General features: G+C 74.3%; 16 protein-coding genes. 9 read left to right on the forward strand and 7 right to left on the reverse strand.

Going from position 1 to position 17,571, the window contains the following annotated elements; genetic code table 11:
* Positions 1-52: 52 nt before the first annotated feature.
* Positions 53-409: an iron-sulfur cluster assembly accessory protein gene (locus tag ACFWWQ_RS29045; protein ID WP_345083378.1), complete on the reverse strand. Its 357-nt coding sequence runs from the start codon at positions 407-409 to the stop codon at positions 53-55.
* Positions 410-757: 348 nt separating this feature from the next.
* Between ACFWWQ_RS29045 and nadA the strand changes: the two genes are divergently transcribed.
* On the forward strand, positions 758-1,957 hold the full coding sequence (gene nadA / locus ACFWWQ_RS29050; RefSeq protein ID WP_384602178.1) for a quinolinate synthase NadA: 1,200 nt from the start codon (positions 758-760) through the stop codon (positions 1,955-1,957).
* Positions 1,958-2,200: 243 nt separating this feature from the next.
* Entirely contained in the window at positions 2,201-3,139 is a 939-nt protein-coding gene (locus ACFWWQ_RS29055) for a 4Fe-4S domain-containing protein (protein WP_384602179.1), read from the forward strand.
* A gap of 130 nt (positions 3,140-3,269) precedes the next feature.
* Here ACFWWQ_RS29055 and ACFWWQ_RS29060 read toward each other — a convergent pair whose 3' ends face one another.
* The 5 genes from ACFWWQ_RS29060 to ACFWWQ_RS29080 all read right to left on the reverse strand — a co-directional run bounded on the left by ACFWWQ_RS29060 (position 3,270) and on the right by ACFWWQ_RS29080 (position 9,905).
* Entirely contained in the window at positions 3,270-6,455 is a 3,186-nt protein-coding gene (locus ACFWWQ_RS29060; protein ID WP_384602181.1) for an efflux RND transporter permease subunit, read from the reverse strand.
* 247 nt (positions 6,456-6,702) lie between these two features.
* The gene (locus ACFWWQ_RS29065; protein ID WP_384602183.1) at positions 6,703-7,395 is read right to left on the reverse strand and encodes a response regulator; all 693 of its coding nucleotides are present in this window, start codon (positions 7,393-7,395) and stop codon (positions 6,703-6,705) included.
* A complete protein-coding gene (locus tag ACFWWQ_RS29070) occupies positions 7,392-8,666 on the reverse strand; it encodes a sensor histidine kinase (RefSeq protein WP_384602185.1) in 1,275 nt (424 codons plus the stop codon). The genes ACFWWQ_RS29065 and ACFWWQ_RS29070 overlap by 4 nt, the downstream gene beginning before the upstream one ends.
* Positions 8,667-8,771: 105 nt before the next feature.
* Positions 8,772-9,050, reverse strand: a complete 279-nt coding sequence (locus tag ACFWWQ_RS29075) for a hypothetical protein (protein WP_143940783.1) — start codon at positions 9,048-9,050, stop codon at positions 8,772-8,774.
* Between the two features lie 57 nt (positions 9,051-9,107).
* Complete coding sequence (locus ACFWWQ_RS29080; protein WP_384602187.1) at positions 9,108-9,905, reverse strand: PspA/IM30 family protein; 798 nt, start codon at positions 9,903-9,905, stop codon at positions 9,108-9,110.
* 287 nt (positions 9,906-10,192) lie between these two features.
* On the opposite strand from ACFWWQ_RS29080, the gene ACFWWQ_RS29085 reads away from it, so the two are divergent.
* Positions 10,193-10,789, forward strand: a complete 597-nt coding sequence (locus ACFWWQ_RS29085; RefSeq protein ID WP_384602188.1) for a DUF3043 domain-containing protein — start codon at positions 10,193-10,195, stop codon at positions 10,787-10,789.
* Positions 10,790-10,953: 164 nt separating this feature from the next.
* Positions 10,954-11,673, forward strand: a complete 720-nt coding sequence (locus ACFWWQ_RS29090; protein WP_384602197.1) for a class I SAM-dependent methyltransferase — start codon at positions 10,954-10,956, stop codon at positions 11,671-11,673.
* An 83-nt stretch (positions 11,674-11,756) separates the two neighbouring features.
* Here the strand turns inward: ACFWWQ_RS29090 and ACFWWQ_RS29095 are convergent, their stop codons facing one another.
* The gene (locus ACFWWQ_RS29095; RefSeq protein WP_143940786.1) at positions 11,757-11,969 is read right to left on the reverse strand and encodes a hypothetical protein; all 213 of its coding nucleotides are present in this window, start codon (positions 11,967-11,969) and stop codon (positions 11,757-11,759) included.
* A 177-nt stretch (positions 11,970-12,146) separates the two neighbouring features.
* Between ACFWWQ_RS29095 and ACFWWQ_RS29100 the strand changes: the two genes are divergently transcribed.
* The 5 genes from ACFWWQ_RS29100 to ACFWWQ_RS29120 form a co-directional block, all read left to right on the forward strand.
* Positions 12,147-13,490 (forward strand): bifunctional adenosylcobinamide kinase/adenosylcobinamide-phosphate guanylyltransferase, encoded by a 1,344-nt coding sequence (locus ACFWWQ_RS29100; protein ID WP_384602189.1) that lies wholly within the window; start codon positions 12,147-12,149, stop codon positions 13,488-13,490.
* A gap of 62 nt (positions 13,491-13,552) precedes the next feature.
* Positions 13,553-14,395: a class I SAM-dependent methyltransferase gene (locus tag ACFWWQ_RS29105; RefSeq protein WP_384602191.1), complete on the forward strand. Its 843-nt coding sequence runs from the start codon at positions 13,553-13,555 to the stop codon at positions 14,393-14,395.
* 256 nt (positions 14,396-14,651) lie between these two features.
* Positions 14,652-15,698, forward strand: a complete 1,047-nt coding sequence (cobT, locus tag ACFWWQ_RS29110) for a nicotinate-nucleotide--dimethylbenzimidazole phosphoribosyltransferase (RefSeq protein ID WP_384602192.1) — start codon at positions 14,652-14,654, stop codon at positions 15,696-15,698.
* Between the two features lie 353 nt (positions 15,699-16,051).
* Positions 16,052-16,771, forward strand: a complete 720-nt coding sequence (locus ACFWWQ_RS29115; RefSeq protein WP_384602194.1) for a hypothetical protein — start codon at positions 16,052-16,054, stop codon at positions 16,769-16,771.
* Positions 16,772-16,818: 47 nt separating this feature from the next.
* Positions 16,819-17,571 (forward strand): adenosylcobinamide-GDP ribazoletransferase (locus tag ACFWWQ_RS29120; protein WP_384602196.1); only part of this gene is annotated, 753 nt, incomplete at its 3' end.

Below are 17,571 nucleotides of genomic sequence, written 5' to 3' on the forward strand. Positions count from 1 at the left end.
ACACTTGCTTTGTGGTGGGCTGCGTCTGTTGTGTATAAGAGACAGCAGCCCGTCAGCTGAAGGAGTCACCGCAGGCGCAGGAGCCGGTGGCGTTGGGGTTGTCGATCGTGAAGCCCTGCTTCTCGATGGTGTCGACGAAGTCGATCGAGGCGCCGCCCAGGTACGGGGCGCTCATCCGGTCGGTGACGACCTTGACGCCGTCGAAGTCCTTGACCACGTCGCCGTCGAGCGAGCGCTCGTCGAAGAAGAGCTGGTAACGCAGACCGGAGCAACCGCCGGGCTGCACGGCGACCCGCAGCGCGAGGTCGTCGCGACCTTCCTGCTCCAGCAGGGCCTTCACCTTCGACGCGGCCGCGTCGGACAGGATGATGCCGTCACTGACGGCGGCCTTCTCGTCCTGAACGCTCATCTACATCTCTCCCGGGTTGTACGGACCGCTTGTCAACGGATGCAACCAACTGCAACCGGCGTCGTCCCGGATTAATTCCGGCTGCACGCGTGGTGGGTCGGGCCCTTCCGGACCGTTCCGGCCGGGCTCCGCTGACCTTCCCTCCTCATGCTCGCACACCCGCGCACGGGACTGCTGTGACGCCCGGGAAACGGCGGGTACGGATGCGTCACATCGACACTATGGCCGTCGTCAAAGTGACGTGAAGCGGATATCATAGATAACGTCAAATAGACGAAAAGGCTCCTGGCGGAACATCCGCCCGGAGCCCCGGTGCGGCCACGCCGCGCCCACCGAGGAGAAGAGAGGGTGCGTGTCGTGACCACCGCCCAGCCCCTGGACGTAACGCCGAGCCCGCTGGCGCTGCTGCTGCTCGGCCGCGAGGCCGACCCGAAGAGCGAGCGCGGCGTGGAGTGCCCCGGCGACCTCCCGGCCCCGTCCGACCCGGATCTGGTCGAACGCGCCCGCGCGGCCAAGGCGGCGCTCGGCGACAAGGTGTTCGTGCTGGGCCACCACTACCAGCGCGACGAGGTGATCGAGTTCGCCGATGTCACCGGCGACTCGTTCAAGCTCGCGCGGGACGCCGCCGCCCGGCCGGACGCCGAGTACATCGTCTTCTGCGGTGTGCACTTCATGGCGGAGTCGGCCGACATCCTCACCGGCGACGACCAGCGGGTGATCCTGCCGGACCTGGCCGCCGGCTGCTCGATGGCCGACATGGCCACCGCCGAGCAGGTCGCGGAGTGCTGGGACGTCCTCACCGAGGCGGGCGTGGCCGAGCAGACCGTGCCCGTGTCGTACATGAACTCCTCCGCCGACATCAAGGCGTTCACGGGGAAGCACGGCGGGACGATCTGCACCTCGTCGAACGCGAAGCGGGCGCTGGAGTGGGCCTTCGCGCAGGGGGAGCCCTCGTCCACCAAGGTGCTCTTCCTCCCCGACCAGCATCTGGGCCGCAACACCGCCGTCCGTGACCTGGGCATGTCCCTGGACGACTGTGTGGTCTACAACCCGCACAAGCCGAACGGCGGGCTGACCGCCGAGGAGCTGCGGGCCGCGAAGATGATCCTGTGGCGCGGCCACTGCTCGGTGCACGGGCGGTTCTCGCTGGAGTCGGTGAACGACGTCCGGGCGCGCATACCGGGCGTGAACGTCCTGGTCCACCCCGAGTGCAAGCACGAGGTGGTGGCCGCCGCGGACCAGGTGGGTTCGACGGAGTACATCATCAAGGCGCTGGAGGCGGCCCCGGCCGGTTCGAAGTGGGCGATCGGCACCGAGCTGAACCTCGTCCGCCGTCTGGCGAACCGCTTCGCCTCCGAGGGCAAGGAGATCACCTTCCTCGACAGGACGGTCTGCTTCTGCTCGACGATGAACCGCATCGACCTGCCGCACCTCGTGTGGACGCTGGAGTCGCTGGTCGCCGGGAAGACCGTCAACCGTATCGAGGTCGACAAGGAGACCGAGCACTTCGCCAAGCTGGCGCTGGAGCGGATGCTGGCGCTGCCGTAGCCGGAGCGCCTGCGCGTCGGAGCCCCGCGGGAACCTCTTCCCGCGGGGTTCTTTCGCGGGTGGAACATGTTCCATGTTCCGTGCATGACAATTCTCGCGCATGGCAATCCGCTCCCTCCTGAGAGCCCCTGTGGCCAGCAGAGACAAGAGCCCGTCCCCCTTCCTCTTTTCCGGCGGGGTGCGGGAGCCTCGTGGCCCGGGAAGGTGAAGGACCGACGGGTCACCGGGGCCGAGGAGGCAGACGTGGACGGTACGGCGGACGGCAGGGCGGCGCAGGCGGAGGCGCAGGCGGAGGCGCAGGCGGAGGCGGGCGGCGGGGACTGGTACGTGGACGGCCGGTGCACCAACTGCGATGTGGCGCGGCAGCTCGCGCCGGAGCTGATCGAGGAGATCGGCCACCGGTCCGAGGTGGTGCGGCAGCCGCGCGATGCGGCGGAGGAACGGCAGCTGCACGCGGTGGCGTTCGCCTGCCCGACGCGGTCGGTGCGGCGGCGCGGCGGGCGGGTGGCGGCGGAGCGGGACCCGTTCCCGCTGCGGCTGGACGACGCGGTGAGCCTGTGCGGGCACAACTCGCCGCACACCGCGGGCGCCAACGCGTATCTGCTGCGGCGGCCGGGCGGTACGCAGCTGATGATCGACACGCCGCGGTTCAGCGAGGCGCTGGCGGCGCGGTTCGAGGCGGCCGGGCCGGTGACCGATGTCCTGCTCACCCACCGGGACCACGCCGCGCACGGCCGCCGCTACGCCGACCGCTTCGGGGCCCGGCTGTGGATCCACGAGGGCGATCTGGACGCGGCGCCGGACGCGGACCGGGTGCTGCGCGGCACCGGCTCGGAGGCCGTCGCCGACGGGGTGGTGGCCCATCCGCTGCCGGGCCACACCCGGGGCAGCGTGCTCTACGTCGCGGACGAGCGGTACTGCTTCAGCGGCGACAGTTTCTACTGGTCGCGGACGACCGGGGACCTCGAAGTCGCGGAGAGCGTCACCTGGTACTCCGTCACGGAGCTGGCCGCGTCGCTGGCCCGGACCGCCGGCCGGCTGCGCTTCTCCTGGCTGCTCCCCGGGCACGGCGACCGGAGGCATCTGCCGGAGGCGGAGATGGCCCGGCGGATGCGGGAGTTGACGGACCGGGCGCAGGAGATGCGGCCGCGGCCGGTGGACCTCACGGCGTTGCGGTGGTGAGGAGGACCGGGCCGCGGCCCGCGGAGGGGCCGGTGCCCGCGTCCCTGTAACGGGCGCACGCCCGGCCGGGGAGCCCGGCCGGGCGTGCGGTGTGCGGGTCCGGGGCGGCGGGCCGCTCCGGGCGGGCGGGTCACACGCCCGCCGGCTCCGGTGTCCGGTCGCCGTCGCGGGCGTCCGCGGCGGGCGGGTTGCCGTCCTTGCGGGCCCGCTTGTCCGCCTTCTTCTCCGCCCGGCGCTCCTTGCGGAGTTCGAGGATCGCGTAGAGCGTCGGGACGAGGAGGAGAGTGAGCAGGGTGGAGGTGATCAGGCCGCCGATCACGACCACCGCGAGCGGCTGGGAGATGAAGCCGCCGTCGCCGGTGAACGAGAGCGCCATCGGCAGCAGCGCCATGATCGTGGCGAGTGCGGTCATCAGGATCGGGCGGAGCCGGTGGCGTCCGCCCTCGACGACCGCCTCGACGACGCCGTAGCCCTGCGCCCGGTACTGGTTGATCAGGTCGATCAGCACGATCGCGTTGGTGACGACGATGCCGATGAGCATCAGCATGCCGATCATCGCCGGGACGCCCATCGGGGTGCCGGTGGCGACCAGCAGGCCGAGCGCGCCGGTGGCGGCGAACGGGATCGAGATCAGCAGGATCAGCGGCTGGACGATCGAACGGAAGGTGGCCACCAGCAGCAGGAAGACGATCGCGATGGCCGCCAGCATCGCCAGGCCCAGCTTGCCGAACGCGTCGGACTGGTCCTGGGAGACACCGCCGATGGTCGCGGTGGCGCCGGACGGCAGCTTCAGCGCGTTGATCTCGCTCTGGAGCTTGGTGGAGACCGCGCCGGTGTTGTCGCCGGTCGGTGTGGCGGTGACGGTCGCCGAGCGGGCGCCGTCGATCCGGGTCATCTGGACCGGACCGGCCACGGTCTTGACGGTGGCGAGGTCGCCGAGGCGGGCCATCCCGGCCGGGGTCGGCAGCGGCAGGTCCTTGAGCTCGGCCTCGGTGGTGGCCGGGTGCGCCGACTTGATCACCACATCGCGCTCGGTGTCGTCGAGCACGGCCTTGCCGCTGGGGGTGCCGCTGACGGCCTGGGCGACGGCCTGCCCGAGCGTGGCTTGCGTGTAACCGGCCGCGGCGGCCTTGTCGTTGGGCGTCACGGAGATGCGCGGCACGGACTGCGAGAGGTCGCTGCTGACGTCGGTGACGCCGGCCAGGCCCGCGACGGCCTTGCGGACCTGCTCGGTGGCGCTCGCCAGGACGTCGGCGTCACCGGCCTTGACGACCACGCTGAGGTCCTGGTTGCCGAAGCCGCCGCCGCCCGCGCCGACGGAGGTGGTACCGGCGGCCCGGCCGAGCTTCGCCAGAGCGGCGTGGAGGTCCTCGGTGACCTTGCCGGAGTCGGCCGCGTCCTTGAGCTTGACCTGGTAGCCGGCCTGGTTGGCGCCGGAGCCGCCGCCGAAGGCCGCCATCATCCCGGAGGAGCCGACCGTGACCTGGTAGTCCTGCACGTCCTTGTTGGCGGCGAGGACCTTCTCGACCCGCTTGGCCTGCGCGTCGGTCGCGCCGAGGCTGGTGCCCGGCGTCAGCTCCTGCTTGATGCTCAGGGTGTCCTGCTGGCCCTGGTCGAAGAAGGTGGTCTTCAGCAGCGGGGCCATGCCGAAGGTGCCGAGCAGGACCACCACGGCGATCAGCAGGCTGATCCCGCGGCGGCGGGTGGCGAACCGCAGCACCGGCACGTACAGGCGCTGCAGCGCGCTGTTCGCCTCCTTCTGCTCGGCCTCGCGGCGCAGCTGCTCGGGGTCGGTGCCCTCGGGGATCTCGGGGGCGCGCAGGAACCAGTACGACAGCACCGGCACCACGGTCAGCGAGACCAGCAGCGAGGAGAGCAGGGCGACGGTGACGGTGAGGGAGAAGGAGCCGAAGAGGGCGCCGACCATGCCGCCGACCACACCGATCGGGAGGAAGACCGCGACGGTGGTGAGGGTGGAGGAGGTGATCGCGCCGGAGACCTCCTTGACGCCCTTGAGGATCGCCTCGCGCCGCTCCTCGCCGTAGCCCAGGTGCCGCTTGATGTTCTCCAGGACGACGATCGAGTCGTCGACGACCCGGCCGATCGCGATGGTCAGACCGCCCAGGGTGAGCATGTTCAGGGAGAGGTCGCCGGTCCACAGCACGATCAGCGTGAGGACCACGGAGAGCGGGATGGAGACCGCGGTGACCAGGGTCGAGCGCAGGCTCAGCAGGAAGACCAGGATCACGATCACGGCCATGACGAGGCCGAGCAGGCCCTCGGTGGTCAGCGATTCGATCGACTTGGAGACCTGCGGGCCCTGGTCCGAGGCGATGGTGACGCTCGCGCCGGCGCCCAGGTCGGCGCGGATGGTGTCGAGCTTGTCCTTGACCGCATCGGAGATGGCGACGGCGCTGCCGTCCTGGTTCATCGTCACGCTGACGGAGAGGCTGGGCTTGCCGTTGGTGCGGGTGATCGAGGTCGGGGTCGCCGACGTCTCCGCGACGGTGGCGACGTCACCGAGCCGGACCGGCTTGCCGCCCTGCCCGCCGCCCGCCGCACCGGCCCCGGCCGCCGGGGCGACCATCAGGTCCTTGATCTGCGCGACGGAGGTGAAGCCCGCGCCGACCTGCACGGTCCGGCTGCGGCCGCCCTCGGCGAAGGCGCCGGCGGGCACCGAGGCGCCACCGGCCTGGAGCGCCTGGCCGACCGCGGCGGCGTTGAGGCCCGCGGCGGCCGTCTTCTTGTCGTCCGGGGTGACCGCGACGATCCGGTCCTGCACCCCGCCGACGTTGACCTGGCCGACGCCGTCGATGTTCTTCAGATCCGGGACGACCGTGCGGTTCAGCTGGTCGGCGAGGGTCTGCTGGTCCTTCGTGGTGGACGAGACGGCGAGGACGACCGTGGGCAGATCGTCCGTGCCGCCGGAGACCACCTGCGGGTCCACGTCCTTGGGCAGCTTCGCCCGGGCCCGGTTGACGGCCTGCTGGACGTCGGCGACGAGGGTCTTGGAGTCGTTGCCGTAGTCGAACTGCGCCATGATGACGCCGGAGCCCTCGCTCGACGTCGAGGTGACGCCCCTGATGCCGTTGACCGCCTGGATGCCGTTCTCCAGCGGCTCGACGACCTGCTTTTCGACGACATCGGGCGAGGCGCCCTGGTACGGGGCGATCACGGAGACCATCGGCAGGTCGATGGAGGGCAGGAGCTGCTGGTTGAGCTGCGGGATCGCGATGACGCCGAAGGCGATCGCGACGACCGACATCAGCGCTATCAGGCCCCGTTGCACGAGGCTGATGCGGGACAGCCAGGACATGGGTGACGGTCCTTCTTCTGTTTTGGGAGGGCGGCGGAACGGGTCGTGGGAGGGCGGCGGAACGGGTCGGATGACGGCCGGACGGCAGCCGCGGTCACCGGGCTGCCTCACCCGGCCGTGCGGGCGTCGGCGGGCACACAGAAGCGGCCCACTCACACCTTCGGCCACGAAACCGGCGGTTTCCCTCGCTCCCAGGTCGGTTTCCGCAGGAGGGGCGTACCGCGATCGGAGTACGCCCCCCGCGCGCTCACTGCACCCGTGGGCGTACGAGTCCGGTTTCGTACGCGGTGACCACCAGCTGGGCCCGGTCGCGGGCGCCGAGTTTGGCCATCGCGCGGTTGACGTGCGTCTTCACCGTCAGCGGGCTGACCTCCAGCCGGGCGCCGATCTCGTCGTTCGACAGGCCCCCCGCGACGAGCACCAGGACCTCCCGTTCCCGGCCGGTGAGGGTGGCCAGCCGCCGCGCGCCGTCGTCGTCGGAACGGTCGCCGGGAGCGGGCCCGTCCTCCCCCTGGGCGAGGAACTTCGCGATCAGGCCCTTGGTCGCGGCCGGGGAGAGCAGCGCCTCGCCGGCGGCGGCGATGCGGATCGCGGCGATCAGCTCGTCCGGTTCGGCGCCCTTGCCGAGGAAGCCGCCGGCCCCGGCCCGCAGCGCCCGCACCACGTAGTCGTCGACCTCGAAGGTCGTCAGGATCACCACGCGGACGCCGTCCAGCTGCGGGTCCTCGCTGATCATGCGGGTGGCGGCGAGGCCGTCGGTGCCGGGCATGCGGATGTCCATCAGGACCACGTCGGGCACGGTGGCGCGGGCCAGCTCGTACGCCTGGGCGCCGTCGGACGCCTCGCCGACGACCTCCATGTCCGGTTCCGAGTCGACCAGCACACGGAACGCGCTCCGCAGCAGTGCCTGGTCGTCGGCGAGCAACACCTTGATCGTCACAGCGGGGTCTCTTCCATGCGGGCGGGCTGGAGGGGAAGCGTGGCACGCACCTGGAAACCGCCGGAGGGCCGGGCCCCGGTGACGACGGTGCCGCGCAGCGCCTGGACGCGCTCGCGCATGCCGATCAGGCCGTGGCCGCCGCCGGGCTCCCCGTCGCCGGCCGCGGCCCGGCCGCGCGGCACCGGGGCCCGCCCGGCGCCGTCGTCCAGCACCGTGACGGTCAGCGTGGCCTCGCTGCGGACGATACGCACCACGGCCCGGGTGCCGTCGCCCGCGTGCTTGCGGACGTTGGTCAGCGCCTCCTGGACGACGCGGTACGCGGTGAGGTCGACGGAGGCGGGCAGCCCCTGGGCGGACGGCGGCGCCTGGAGGTCGACGGGAAGCCCGGCGCGGACGAAGCCGTCGACGAGCTGGTCGAGCACGCCGAGGCCGGGCGCGGGCTCGGTGGGGGCGGTGGGGTCGTCGGACTGGCGCAGCAGGCCGACGGTGGCGCGGAGCTCGCCGAGCGCCGAGCGGGACGCCTCCCGGACGTGGGCGAGCGCCTGTTTGGCCTGGTCGGGCCGGGTGTCCATGACATGTGAGGCGACGCCTGCCTGCACGTTGACGAGCGCGATGTGGTGGGCGACGACATCGTGCAGATCCCGGGCGATGCGCATGCGCTCCTCGGCGACGCGGCGGCGGGCCTCCTCCTCGCGGGTGCGTTCGGCGCGTTCGGCGCGTTCGCGGATGGCGTCGATATAGGCGCGGCGGCTGCGGACCGCGTCGCCGGTCGCGGCGGCCATGCCCATCCAGGCGAAGATCGCGACGTTCTCCTGCGCGTACCAGGGGCGGGGCCCGTAGAGCATCGCGGCGGCGGTGAGGCCGACGGCGGTCAGCGCGCCGATCCGCCAGGTGGTGGGGCGGTCGGTGCGGGCAGCGAGGGTGAAGAGCGCGAGGACGGCGGCCCCGGCGACGGGGGCGCGGGAGTGCCCGGCCTCGGTGACCAGCTCGACGAGGGCGAGTGTGGCGGTGACGGCGAGGACGGTGCGCGGAGCGCGGCGGCGCAGCACCAGCGCGGCGCAGGCCAGGACGGCGAGGACGACGGCGGCGGGCTCCGGCGGGTGGGCGGCGAGGCGCGGGCCGCCCGGGACGTGCCGGTTGACGACCGAGCCGCACAGGATCGCGGCGAGGACGCAGACCGCGACCACGGCGTCGAGCGCCAGGGGGTGCGTCCGGTGCCACTGGAAGCGGCCGGGGCGCGGGGCTTCCCGGCCGGTGTCGGGAGAAGTCACAAGGGCACACGGTAACGCCCCGGTCCCGGGAAGGCGGATTCCAGGGACCGGGGCGCTGTCCTTCTGCGCTGGAGCGGGCTCCCGGGGGCCGGGCGCCGACCGGGGTCAGCCCGGGATAAGGCCGTCGTCGCTGAGCATCTCGCGGACCTCGTCGAGCGTGGCGCCCTCCGCGGGGAGGATCAGCTCGGACGGTTCGAGGGCATCGTCGGGCAACGGGGTGCCCAGGCGGCGCACCGCGTCGAGCAGGGCGCCCAGAGTCTTCCGGAAGCCCTGCTCGTCGCCGCTCTCCATCTCGGCGAGCAGCTCGTCGTCCAACGCGTTGAGCTCGGTGAAGTGGGCATCGTCCAGCTTCACCTGGCCCTCCCCCATGATCCGTACGATCACGACGGTCTCCCTCGTCTGCGGTCCGGCGATCCCTGTGAGGCTAACCGCCGGTGACGGTCACTGCTTGTCGAAACGCGGCTGGTCCTGGGGAGCGGAGGGCTGCGCCTGACCGCCCTGGCCGCCTTCGATGGCCTGCTGTCCGGCGGAGGAGCCACCGGCCAGCTCCGCCTTCATCCGCTGGAGCTCCAGCTCGACGTCGCTGCCGCCGGAGAGGCGGTCCAGCTCGGCCGTGATGTCGTCCTTGGCCATGCCGGTCGGGTCGTCGAGGGCACCGGAGGCGAGCAGCTCGTCGATGGCGCCGGCCCGCGCCTGCATCTGCGCGGTCTTGTCCTCGGCCCGCTCGATGGCGAGGCCGACGTCGCCCATCTCCTCGGAGATGCCGGAGAACGCCTCGCCGATCCGGGTCTGCGCCTGGGCGGCGGTGTACGTCGCCTTGATCGTCTCCTTCTTGGTACGGAAGGCGTCGACCTTGGCCTGCAGCCGCTGGGCGGCGAGGGTCAGCTTCTCCTCCTCGCCCTGGAGGGTCTGGTGCTGCGCCTGCAGGTCGGTGACCTGCTGCTGCACCGCGCCGCGGCGCGAGAGCGCCTCACGGGCGAGGTCCTCACGGCCGAGCGCGAGGGCCTTGCGGCCCTGGTCCTCCAGCTTGGACGACTGGCCCTGGAGCTGGTTGAGCTGCAGCTCCAGGCGCTTGCGGGAGGTCGCCACGTCGGCGACTCCGCGGCGCACCTTCTGGAGCAGCTCCAGCTGCTTCTGGTACGAGTAGTCGAGGGTCTCGCGCGGGTCCTCGGCCCGGTCCAGGGCCTTGTTGGCCTTCGCGCGGAAGATCATCCCCATCCGCTTCATGACACCGCTCATGGGCCTCGCGCGCCCCCTTCTGACCGAATTACCTCGGGCGTTGGACTCCAGCACACCTACAGACCCCACAGTACGGGCCCTGGTTCCATTACCGCACTGTTCGGGGCCGGATGTGCTCCTCCTCCAGGACGAGGATTTCTCCGGCGCAGGGTGGAGGCGGTGCCCCGGGGCACCGTCACCGCGTCCGCTTCATCCCGTTACGGCACGTATGGCCGGTCCGTACCGTTGCCGGATCGTGCCCCCTCGGACCGCCGCTCACCCCCGCCGACCCCGTACCCTTGGGTGTTGTGTTCCGAAGCCGTTCGAAGGATGAGCAGGCCGCGACCGCCAAGGTGACCGCGGACCAGCCCCAGCAGCCCCGCGACCCGCAGGCCCCCAAGGGCCGCCCGACGCCGAAGCGCAGTGAGGCGCAGGCGCACCGCCGTACGCGTGCGCACACGCCGGCCAACCGCAAGGAGGCGTCGAAGGCCCAGCGCGAGGCGCGCCGCGCCGACATGGCCAAGCAGCGCGAGGCCATGGCCAGCGGCGATGAGCGTTATCTGCCCGTGCGCGACAAGGGTCCGGTGCGCCGTTTCGCCCGTGACTACGTCGACTCGCGGTGGTGCGTCGCCGAGTTCTTCCTGCCGATGGCCGTGGTCATCCTGGTGCTCACCATGATCCGGGTGCCGCAGATCCAGAACGTCGCGCTGCTGCTCTGGCTCGTGATCATCGTGCTGATCGTGCTGGACTCGATCGGCATCTGGTTCCGCATGGGCAAGCAGCTCGACGAGCGCTTCCCGAACGAGAGCCAGAAGGGCGTCAAGGCGTACGCGGTGATGCGCACGCTCCAGATGCGTCGCCTGCGCCTGCCGAAGCCGCAGGTCAAGCGCGGAGAGCGGCCCTGACCGCGACCGGCGCCACCCCCGCAGTACCCGTCCCCGCAGTACCCGCCCCTGAAGCTGTCGTACCGGCGCCCGCCGTGCCCGACCCGCCGGTCGAGACCGTGGCGCCCGCCGCCCCGGTCCGGACCGTCGTGCCCGTGGTGCGGCCGTCCGTGCGGCAGGAGTTGCTGGGACGGCAGATCGAGGAGCAGATCGCCGGCCGCTTCCCCGTGGGGCAGCGGCTGCGGGTGCTCGACGCCGGGACGGGTGACGGTGTGCAGGCGCTGCGGCTGGCGCGCGGCGGGCACCACGTCACCGCGCTGGAGCAGGACCCGGGTGCCCTGGAGGGCGTACGGGCGGCGCTGGCGGCGGAGCCGGACGGGATCCGTGAGCGGGTGCGGCTGGTCGAGGGCGACGGCCGGGACACCGGTGCGCACTTCCTGCCGGGCTCGTTCGACGTGGTGCTCTGCCACGGGCTGCTGAGCGGTGCGCGGGACCCGGACGCGCATCTGGCCGGCCTCGCCCGGGTGCTGGCCCCGGGCGGGCTGCTGTCCCTCGTCGTACGCAACACCGGCGCCGCGGCGATGCGGCCCGGGCTCGCCGGGGACTGGCACGGCGTCCTCGCCGCGTTCGAGGCGCCGGACGGCGAGCGGGGCGCGGCGCGGGCCGGGCTGGACGCGCTGACCGCGTCGCTCGCCGGGATCGGCGCGCCGCTCCAGGAGTGGTACGGCGTCGGCGTCTTCACGGACGCCTCGGCCGACGCGGCGCCGCAGGTGCCCGCCCAGGGCGGCGCGGACGGTGCGCGGCGGCGGGAGCTGCTGCTGAGCGCCGAGGAGCGGGCCGGGCGGACCGATCCGTACCGTACGGTCGCCGGGCTGCTGCATCTGTGCGGGGTACGGGGCGGCTGACGTCCCCGGTGTGACGACATGAGGCCCGCGGCCCCCGGTGGAGGGGTCGTGGGCCTCGTCGTTTCCGGGACCGGGGCGGCCGGTCAGTCGTCGTCGGCGTGGAGGCTCATCGGGCCCGCGTAGACCTCGGTGCCGTCCTCGAAGAGGCGGACCTGGTCGACACCGCCGTCGCGGAGGGTCCGCCACTCCTCGCCGATCCAGGATTCGGCGTCCCCCTGGGTGGTGAATTCCTCCGGCTGCACCGACGGCGCCGTCTGCGTACCGTCCGCCGTCTCGAACCGCCACGTCCACGCCATGTCCGCCTCCTGGGTGCCTGGGCGCGGCGGGACGTGCCGGAGCCCGGTCCGCCGTGCCGTGATGTGCTGCTGAGCGTGTTGTCCTGCTGGTCGTACGTGGTGCCGGTCAGCAGCCTATCGGGCGTGTCGAGAGGTCCCCGGCGCGCTGTGCGGCCGGGCCCGGGGGAAAATCGCCGCGTGGAACTGACACTGCTCGGCACCGGAGCCCCTCAGGGGCTGCCGCGCCCCGGCTGCCCCTGCGCGGCCTGCGCCACCGCCGTCGGCGACGAGGCGCGGGCGGCGACCGCGCTGCTCATCGACGGCGCGCTGCTCATCGACCTCACACCCGGCCCGGCGTTCGCCGCCGCCCGCGCGGGGCAGTCACTGGCGGGCGTACGGCAGGTGCTGCTGTCGCATCCGCACGACGGTCCGGCGCTGGAGGTCCCCGCCGGGCTTCCGCAGCCGGGGCGGGTCGCGGACGGGCGGGAGCTGGCGCTGCTCGACGGGCACCGGGTGCGGGCCATCGCGGTGGACATCCCCGGCACCGGCTACGAGATCGGCGGCGGGGGCGGTGAGCGGCTGCTGTACCTGCCGCCGGGCGCCGCGCCCGCGGGCCCGGTCAACGGTGCGGCGGCGGGCGGCTACGAGGCGATGGGCGGCACCGGCCCGTACGACCTGGTGCTGCTGGACGTCATCGGGCGGCCGGACGCGCTGGCGCGGCTGCGGGCGAGCGGCGCGGTGGACGCGGCGACCGATGTGATCGCCGTCCATCTCGACCACACGGTGCCGCCCGGCGCGGAGCTGCACCGCAGGCTGGCGGCGACGGGCGCGCGGGCGGTGCCGGACGGGACGACGCTGGTCGCCGGGGAGTTCCCGGTCGGGGCGCCGCCGGAGCTGCCGCGGCGGACGCTGGTGCTGGGCGGCGCGCGCAGCGGCAAGTCGGCGGAGGCCGAGCGGCGGCTGGCGGCCTTCCCTGACGTGCTGTACGTCGCGACCGGCGGCACCCGCGAGGGCGACACGGAGTGGGCGCAGCGGGTGGCGCTGCACCGCGAGCGGCGGCCCCCGGGGTGGCGTACCGCCGAGACCTGCGACCTGGTGCCGCTGCTGTCGGGCGGGGAGCGGGACGCGGCGGGCGGGCCGCTGCTCGGTCCGGCACGGGAACCGGGCGCCGACCGGCGGGCCGTGCCGGGCGGCGACGATGCGGCCGACCGGGTCTTCGACGCGTCGCCGCTGCTCATCGACTGTCTGGCGCTGTGGCTGACGCACGCCATGGACGAGGTCGGGGCGTGGGACGACGCGACGTGGGAGGCCGGGGGGCGGCGGGCGCTGCGGGAGCGGACGGACGCGCTGGTCGCGGCCGTCCGGGCGACGCGCAGGCAGGTGGTGGCGGTCAGCAACGAGGTCGGGTCCGGGGTGGTGCCGGCGACCCCGGCCGGGCGGCGTTTCCGGGACGAACTGGGGCGGCTGAACGCGGCGTTCGGCGCCGAGTGCGAACAGGTGCTGCTGGTCATCGCCGGGCAGCCGCTTGCGCTGCGCGGATGACGCGGGGCCGCCGGGGCACGTGTCCGCTTGCCCGGCGGCCCGGCGGCGGGTGCTCTTGAACGGTGACCGAATCCGAGCTGACGGAGCTGACCGAGCCGACCGGGCGGGCGGGGCCGGGCGCGGCGCCGGGATCCGTCGCGCCCGTCGGGGCCTGCCACCGGGCCGCGCCGCGGACCCACACCCGTACCGCCGTGCCGGAGGTGCGTCCGGTGCGGCGGCGGGCGCCGGATGGTCCCGGTGCGGTCGATCCGCCCGGGGTGCGGGCGGCGGGGCGGCGGGCCCGGTGCGTCGACGCGGCGGTGCGGGCGTACGTGGCGCGGCATCCGGAGGCGACGGTGGTGGCGCTCGGCGAGGGTCTTGGCACCGGCTACTGGCGGTTGGACAACGGGCGGTTGCACTGGCTTTCGGTGCTGTCGCCGGAGACGGCGGCGGTGCGGCGGATGCTGCTGCCGGACGGTGCGCGGCGCCGGACGGTGGTGCGCCCGGCCCACGGTTTCGGCTGGCTGGACGCGGTCGGTGAACCGTCCCGCGGGGTGATCGTGACGGCGCCGGGGCTGCTGATGCGGCAGGCGCCCGGGGAGGTGCGGGCGCTGCTGGCGGCGTGTGCGGAGCGGCTGCCCGGCGGAGCGCTGGTCTTCGACGCGCTGCCGCGGCGGGCGGCGGCGGTGGCCCGCCGGTATCCGGCGCTCTCCGCCGGTCCGCTGCCGGGCGCGGTGCGCTGGAGCCTGGACCGCGGTCAGCTGGCGGCGCTCGCCGCGGTACATCCGGCGATCGCCTCCGTACGGGAACTGCCGCCGCCGGGCGGCCGGTTGGCGCTGCCGGGGGCCGTTGGCGGGTACGGGCAGCGGTTCCCGGTGCTGCGCGCGTGGACGCCGGTGGTGTGCGAGGTGCGGTTCGCGCGGTAGGGGCGTGGGCGGAGGTGGCGTGCGCCCCGCGGGGTGCGTCGGGCGCGGGTCCGGGCGTCCGGCCGGTGGCGCCCGCCCGCCGTGCGCGGCCGAGGTGCGCTACGTGCGTGCCGTACGCGGCGGAGCCCATGCGCGTAACGGTGCCTCGGCGCTCTGGCCTGCGGTGCGTGCCGTGGCGGCGGGTGGCGTGCCCCCGGCGGCACGGGGTGCGCTCCGGGCGCGTCGGCGGGGCGCGGTTGCCGGTAATCTGCGCCGAATGAGCGCCCTGAATCTCGATGACTTCGCCCACCTGATCGAGCGCCCCGACGGTGGCGCGCGCCGTGACGCCGAGGAGCGGCGGGCGCGGCTGGCCCTGCCGCCCGGGGCGCTGGGCCGCCTCGACGAGCTGGGGGAATGGCTCGCCGCCACGCAGCGGCAGGTGCCGGTGCGGCCGCTGGAGCGCGCCCGGGTGCTGCTCTTCGCCGGTGACCACGGGGTGGCGGAGCTGAACGTCTCCGGGCGCCCGGCCAAGGGCACGAAGGACCTCGTACGGGCCGCGCTGGAGGGCACCAGTCCGGCGGCGGTGCTGGCCCGGGGCGCCGGGGCCGGGCTGCGGGTGATCGACATGGCGGTGGACTGCGACCCCGGGGAGCTGCCCGCCGACGTCACCCGGTACCGGGTGCGGCGCGGTTCGGGGCGGATCGACATCGAGGACGCGCTGACGGCCGAGGAGGCCGAGGCGGCGTTCCGGGCCGGGATGGCGGTCGCCGACGAGGAGGCCGACGCCGGGACGGACCTGGTGGTGCTGGGCGATCTGAGCGTCGGCGGCACGACCGCGGCGTCCGCGCTGATCGCCGCGTTGTGCGGGACCGACGCGTCGGTGGTGACCGGCCGGGGCGGCGCCGGGATCGACGATCTGGCGTGGATGCGCAAGTGCGCGGCGATCCGGGACGCGCTGCGCCGGGCCCGCCCGGTCCTCGGCGATCAGCTGGCGCTGCTGGCCACCACCGGGGGCGCCGATCTGGCGGCGATCACCGGGTTCCTGTTGCAGAGCGCGGTGCGCCGGACGCCGGTGATCCTCGACGGGGTGGTGTCGGCGGCGTGCGCGCTGGTGGCGCAGCGGGTGGCGTTCCGCGCCCCGGACTGGTGGCTGGCCGGGCAGCTCAGCGGCGAACCGGCGCAGGCCAAGGCGCTGGACCGGATCGCGCTCAACCCGCTGCTCGACCACGGCGTCGCAGCCGGCGAGGGGACGGGCGCCCTGCTGGCGCTGCCGCTGGTGCGGGCCGCCGCCGACCTGGCGGCGCAGCTGCCGGTCCGCGACTGACCGCGGCCCTCCCTGCCGGGTGACGACCGGTCGTCCGGTCCGCTGCGGGAGGGCGCCGTGGGCCGTGGGCAGCGCGGGGCGCCGTCCCCGTGGCGGGTCGGTGAGGTCCCGTGGCGCGGGCCTGCCGCCGTCCTTCTGCCGGGGCCTCGTGCGAGGGCCACGCCCGTACGGGTCCACTCGCGCTCGCGCGACGGGTGGCGGCGCGTCGATTCGCTCGTCCGCGCGCCGGTGAAATACCGGCGGCCGCCCGTCGGCCGGGCCATGCTTCGGGGCAGCGCGCGCCGCGGGACCGCGCGGCCTTCCGGGCGGGGGCGGTACGGGCGCGGCGCGCCGTGAGCAGCAGGGAGCAACCGATGAGCGAGCCGGTCCGGGGCGGTGTGGTGCGCCGTGCCGTGGCGGCCGAGTGGGGTCCGCTGTGGCGGGCCGTGCAGGGGCCGTTGGCGGCGCGCGGGTTGCGGGCGATCCCGCTGACGCTGGCGTCGGTGACGCTGACGCTGGTGCTGCAGATCGTGCAGAACCAGCCGTGGGGGTACGGGCCGGTGCAGGCGACCGGGGCCCCGACCGCCGGGACGCCGCTCCGGCTCGCGCTGCTGCGGACGCCGCTGTCGCTCTTCGTCCCGGCGCTCGATCTGCCGGTGTGGGGCGCATTGGCGCAGGTCCTGGTGGTCTTCGGGATCGCGGAGGTGACGCTGGGCCGGTGGCGGACGCTGGTGCTGGCGTACGCCGCGACCCTCGCCGGAACGCTCTACGCGCGGCTGGGCATCCGGCTCGGGCCGGACAGCCCGATCGGCCTGCCGCCCGGGGACGCGTGGGTGGTGGACACCGGGCCGTCGGCCGCGGTGGTGGGCCTGGCGGTGTTCGTGTGCTGGCGGCTGCGGGCGCGGGTGACGTGCGCGTGGGTGGTGGTGGCGATGGCCGGCGAGGTGGTGTTCGTCAAGAACAACCTCGCGGGCAAGGAACACCTCGCGGCCGTCGCGGCGGCGCTGGTGGTGTGCCTGGGCCGGGAGGTGGCCGCGCGGCGGCGCCGGGCGGCGGGGGCGGCTTGTGCCGGTGAGGCGGGGCGGTTGCGGTGAGGAGGGCAGCGAGCGCGTCGCCCCGCCCCCCGGGTTAGCCTGCCGCGATGACCGACACGTCCGATTCCGCCGCCCCCGCCCCCGCCCCCGTACCCGCACCGACGCCGTCCGACGGCCGGGCCGGTGCCGGGGACGGGCTGCGGTTCGCCTTCGGGACGTTGACCGTGTTGCCGGTGCGGGTGCGGCGCTGGGACCGGGCGGCGGCGCGGGGCGGGATGCTCTGTGCGCCGCTGGCCGGGCTGGTCGTCGGGGGGGTCGCCGCGGCGGTCGGTGCGGTGCTGCTCGCGCTGGGCGGCTCCCCGCTGCTCGCCGCGACCGGCTCCGCCGCGGTGCCCGCCGCGCTCACCCGCGGCCTCCATCTGGACGGCCTCGCGGACACCGCCGACGGCCTGGGCAGCGGGAAGCCGCCCGAGGACGCGCTGCGCATCATGAAGCAGTCCGACATCGGCCCGTTCGGCGTCATCACCCTGCTGTTCGCGCTGGTGGCGCAGGTGGCGGCGTTGGCCGGGCTGTACGCCGACGGGTGGGCCCGGGGCGCGGTGGCCGCCGTCGTCTCGGCGACCGCCGCCCGTACCGCGCTGACCTGGGCCTGCCGCCGGGGCGTGCCCGCCGCGCGGCCGGAGGGGCTGGGCGCGGCGGTCGCCGGGGTGGTGCCGCGCGGGGGCGCCGCGCGGGGCGCCCGGCGAACAGCGCGCTACGATGAACACCGCCCGCGCAATGACGTCCCCGGGACCGCCCGCCGCCCTGCCGACCGTTTCCGCGCCGTCGGCGCGCACGCCCGCGGGGCTGGTCGGCAACAC

Source organism: Streptomyces sp. NPDC059080 (assembly GCF_042739975.1).
Lineage (GTDB): Bacteria > Actinomycetota > Actinomycetes > Streptomycetales > Streptomycetaceae > Streptomyces > Streptomyces benahoarensis.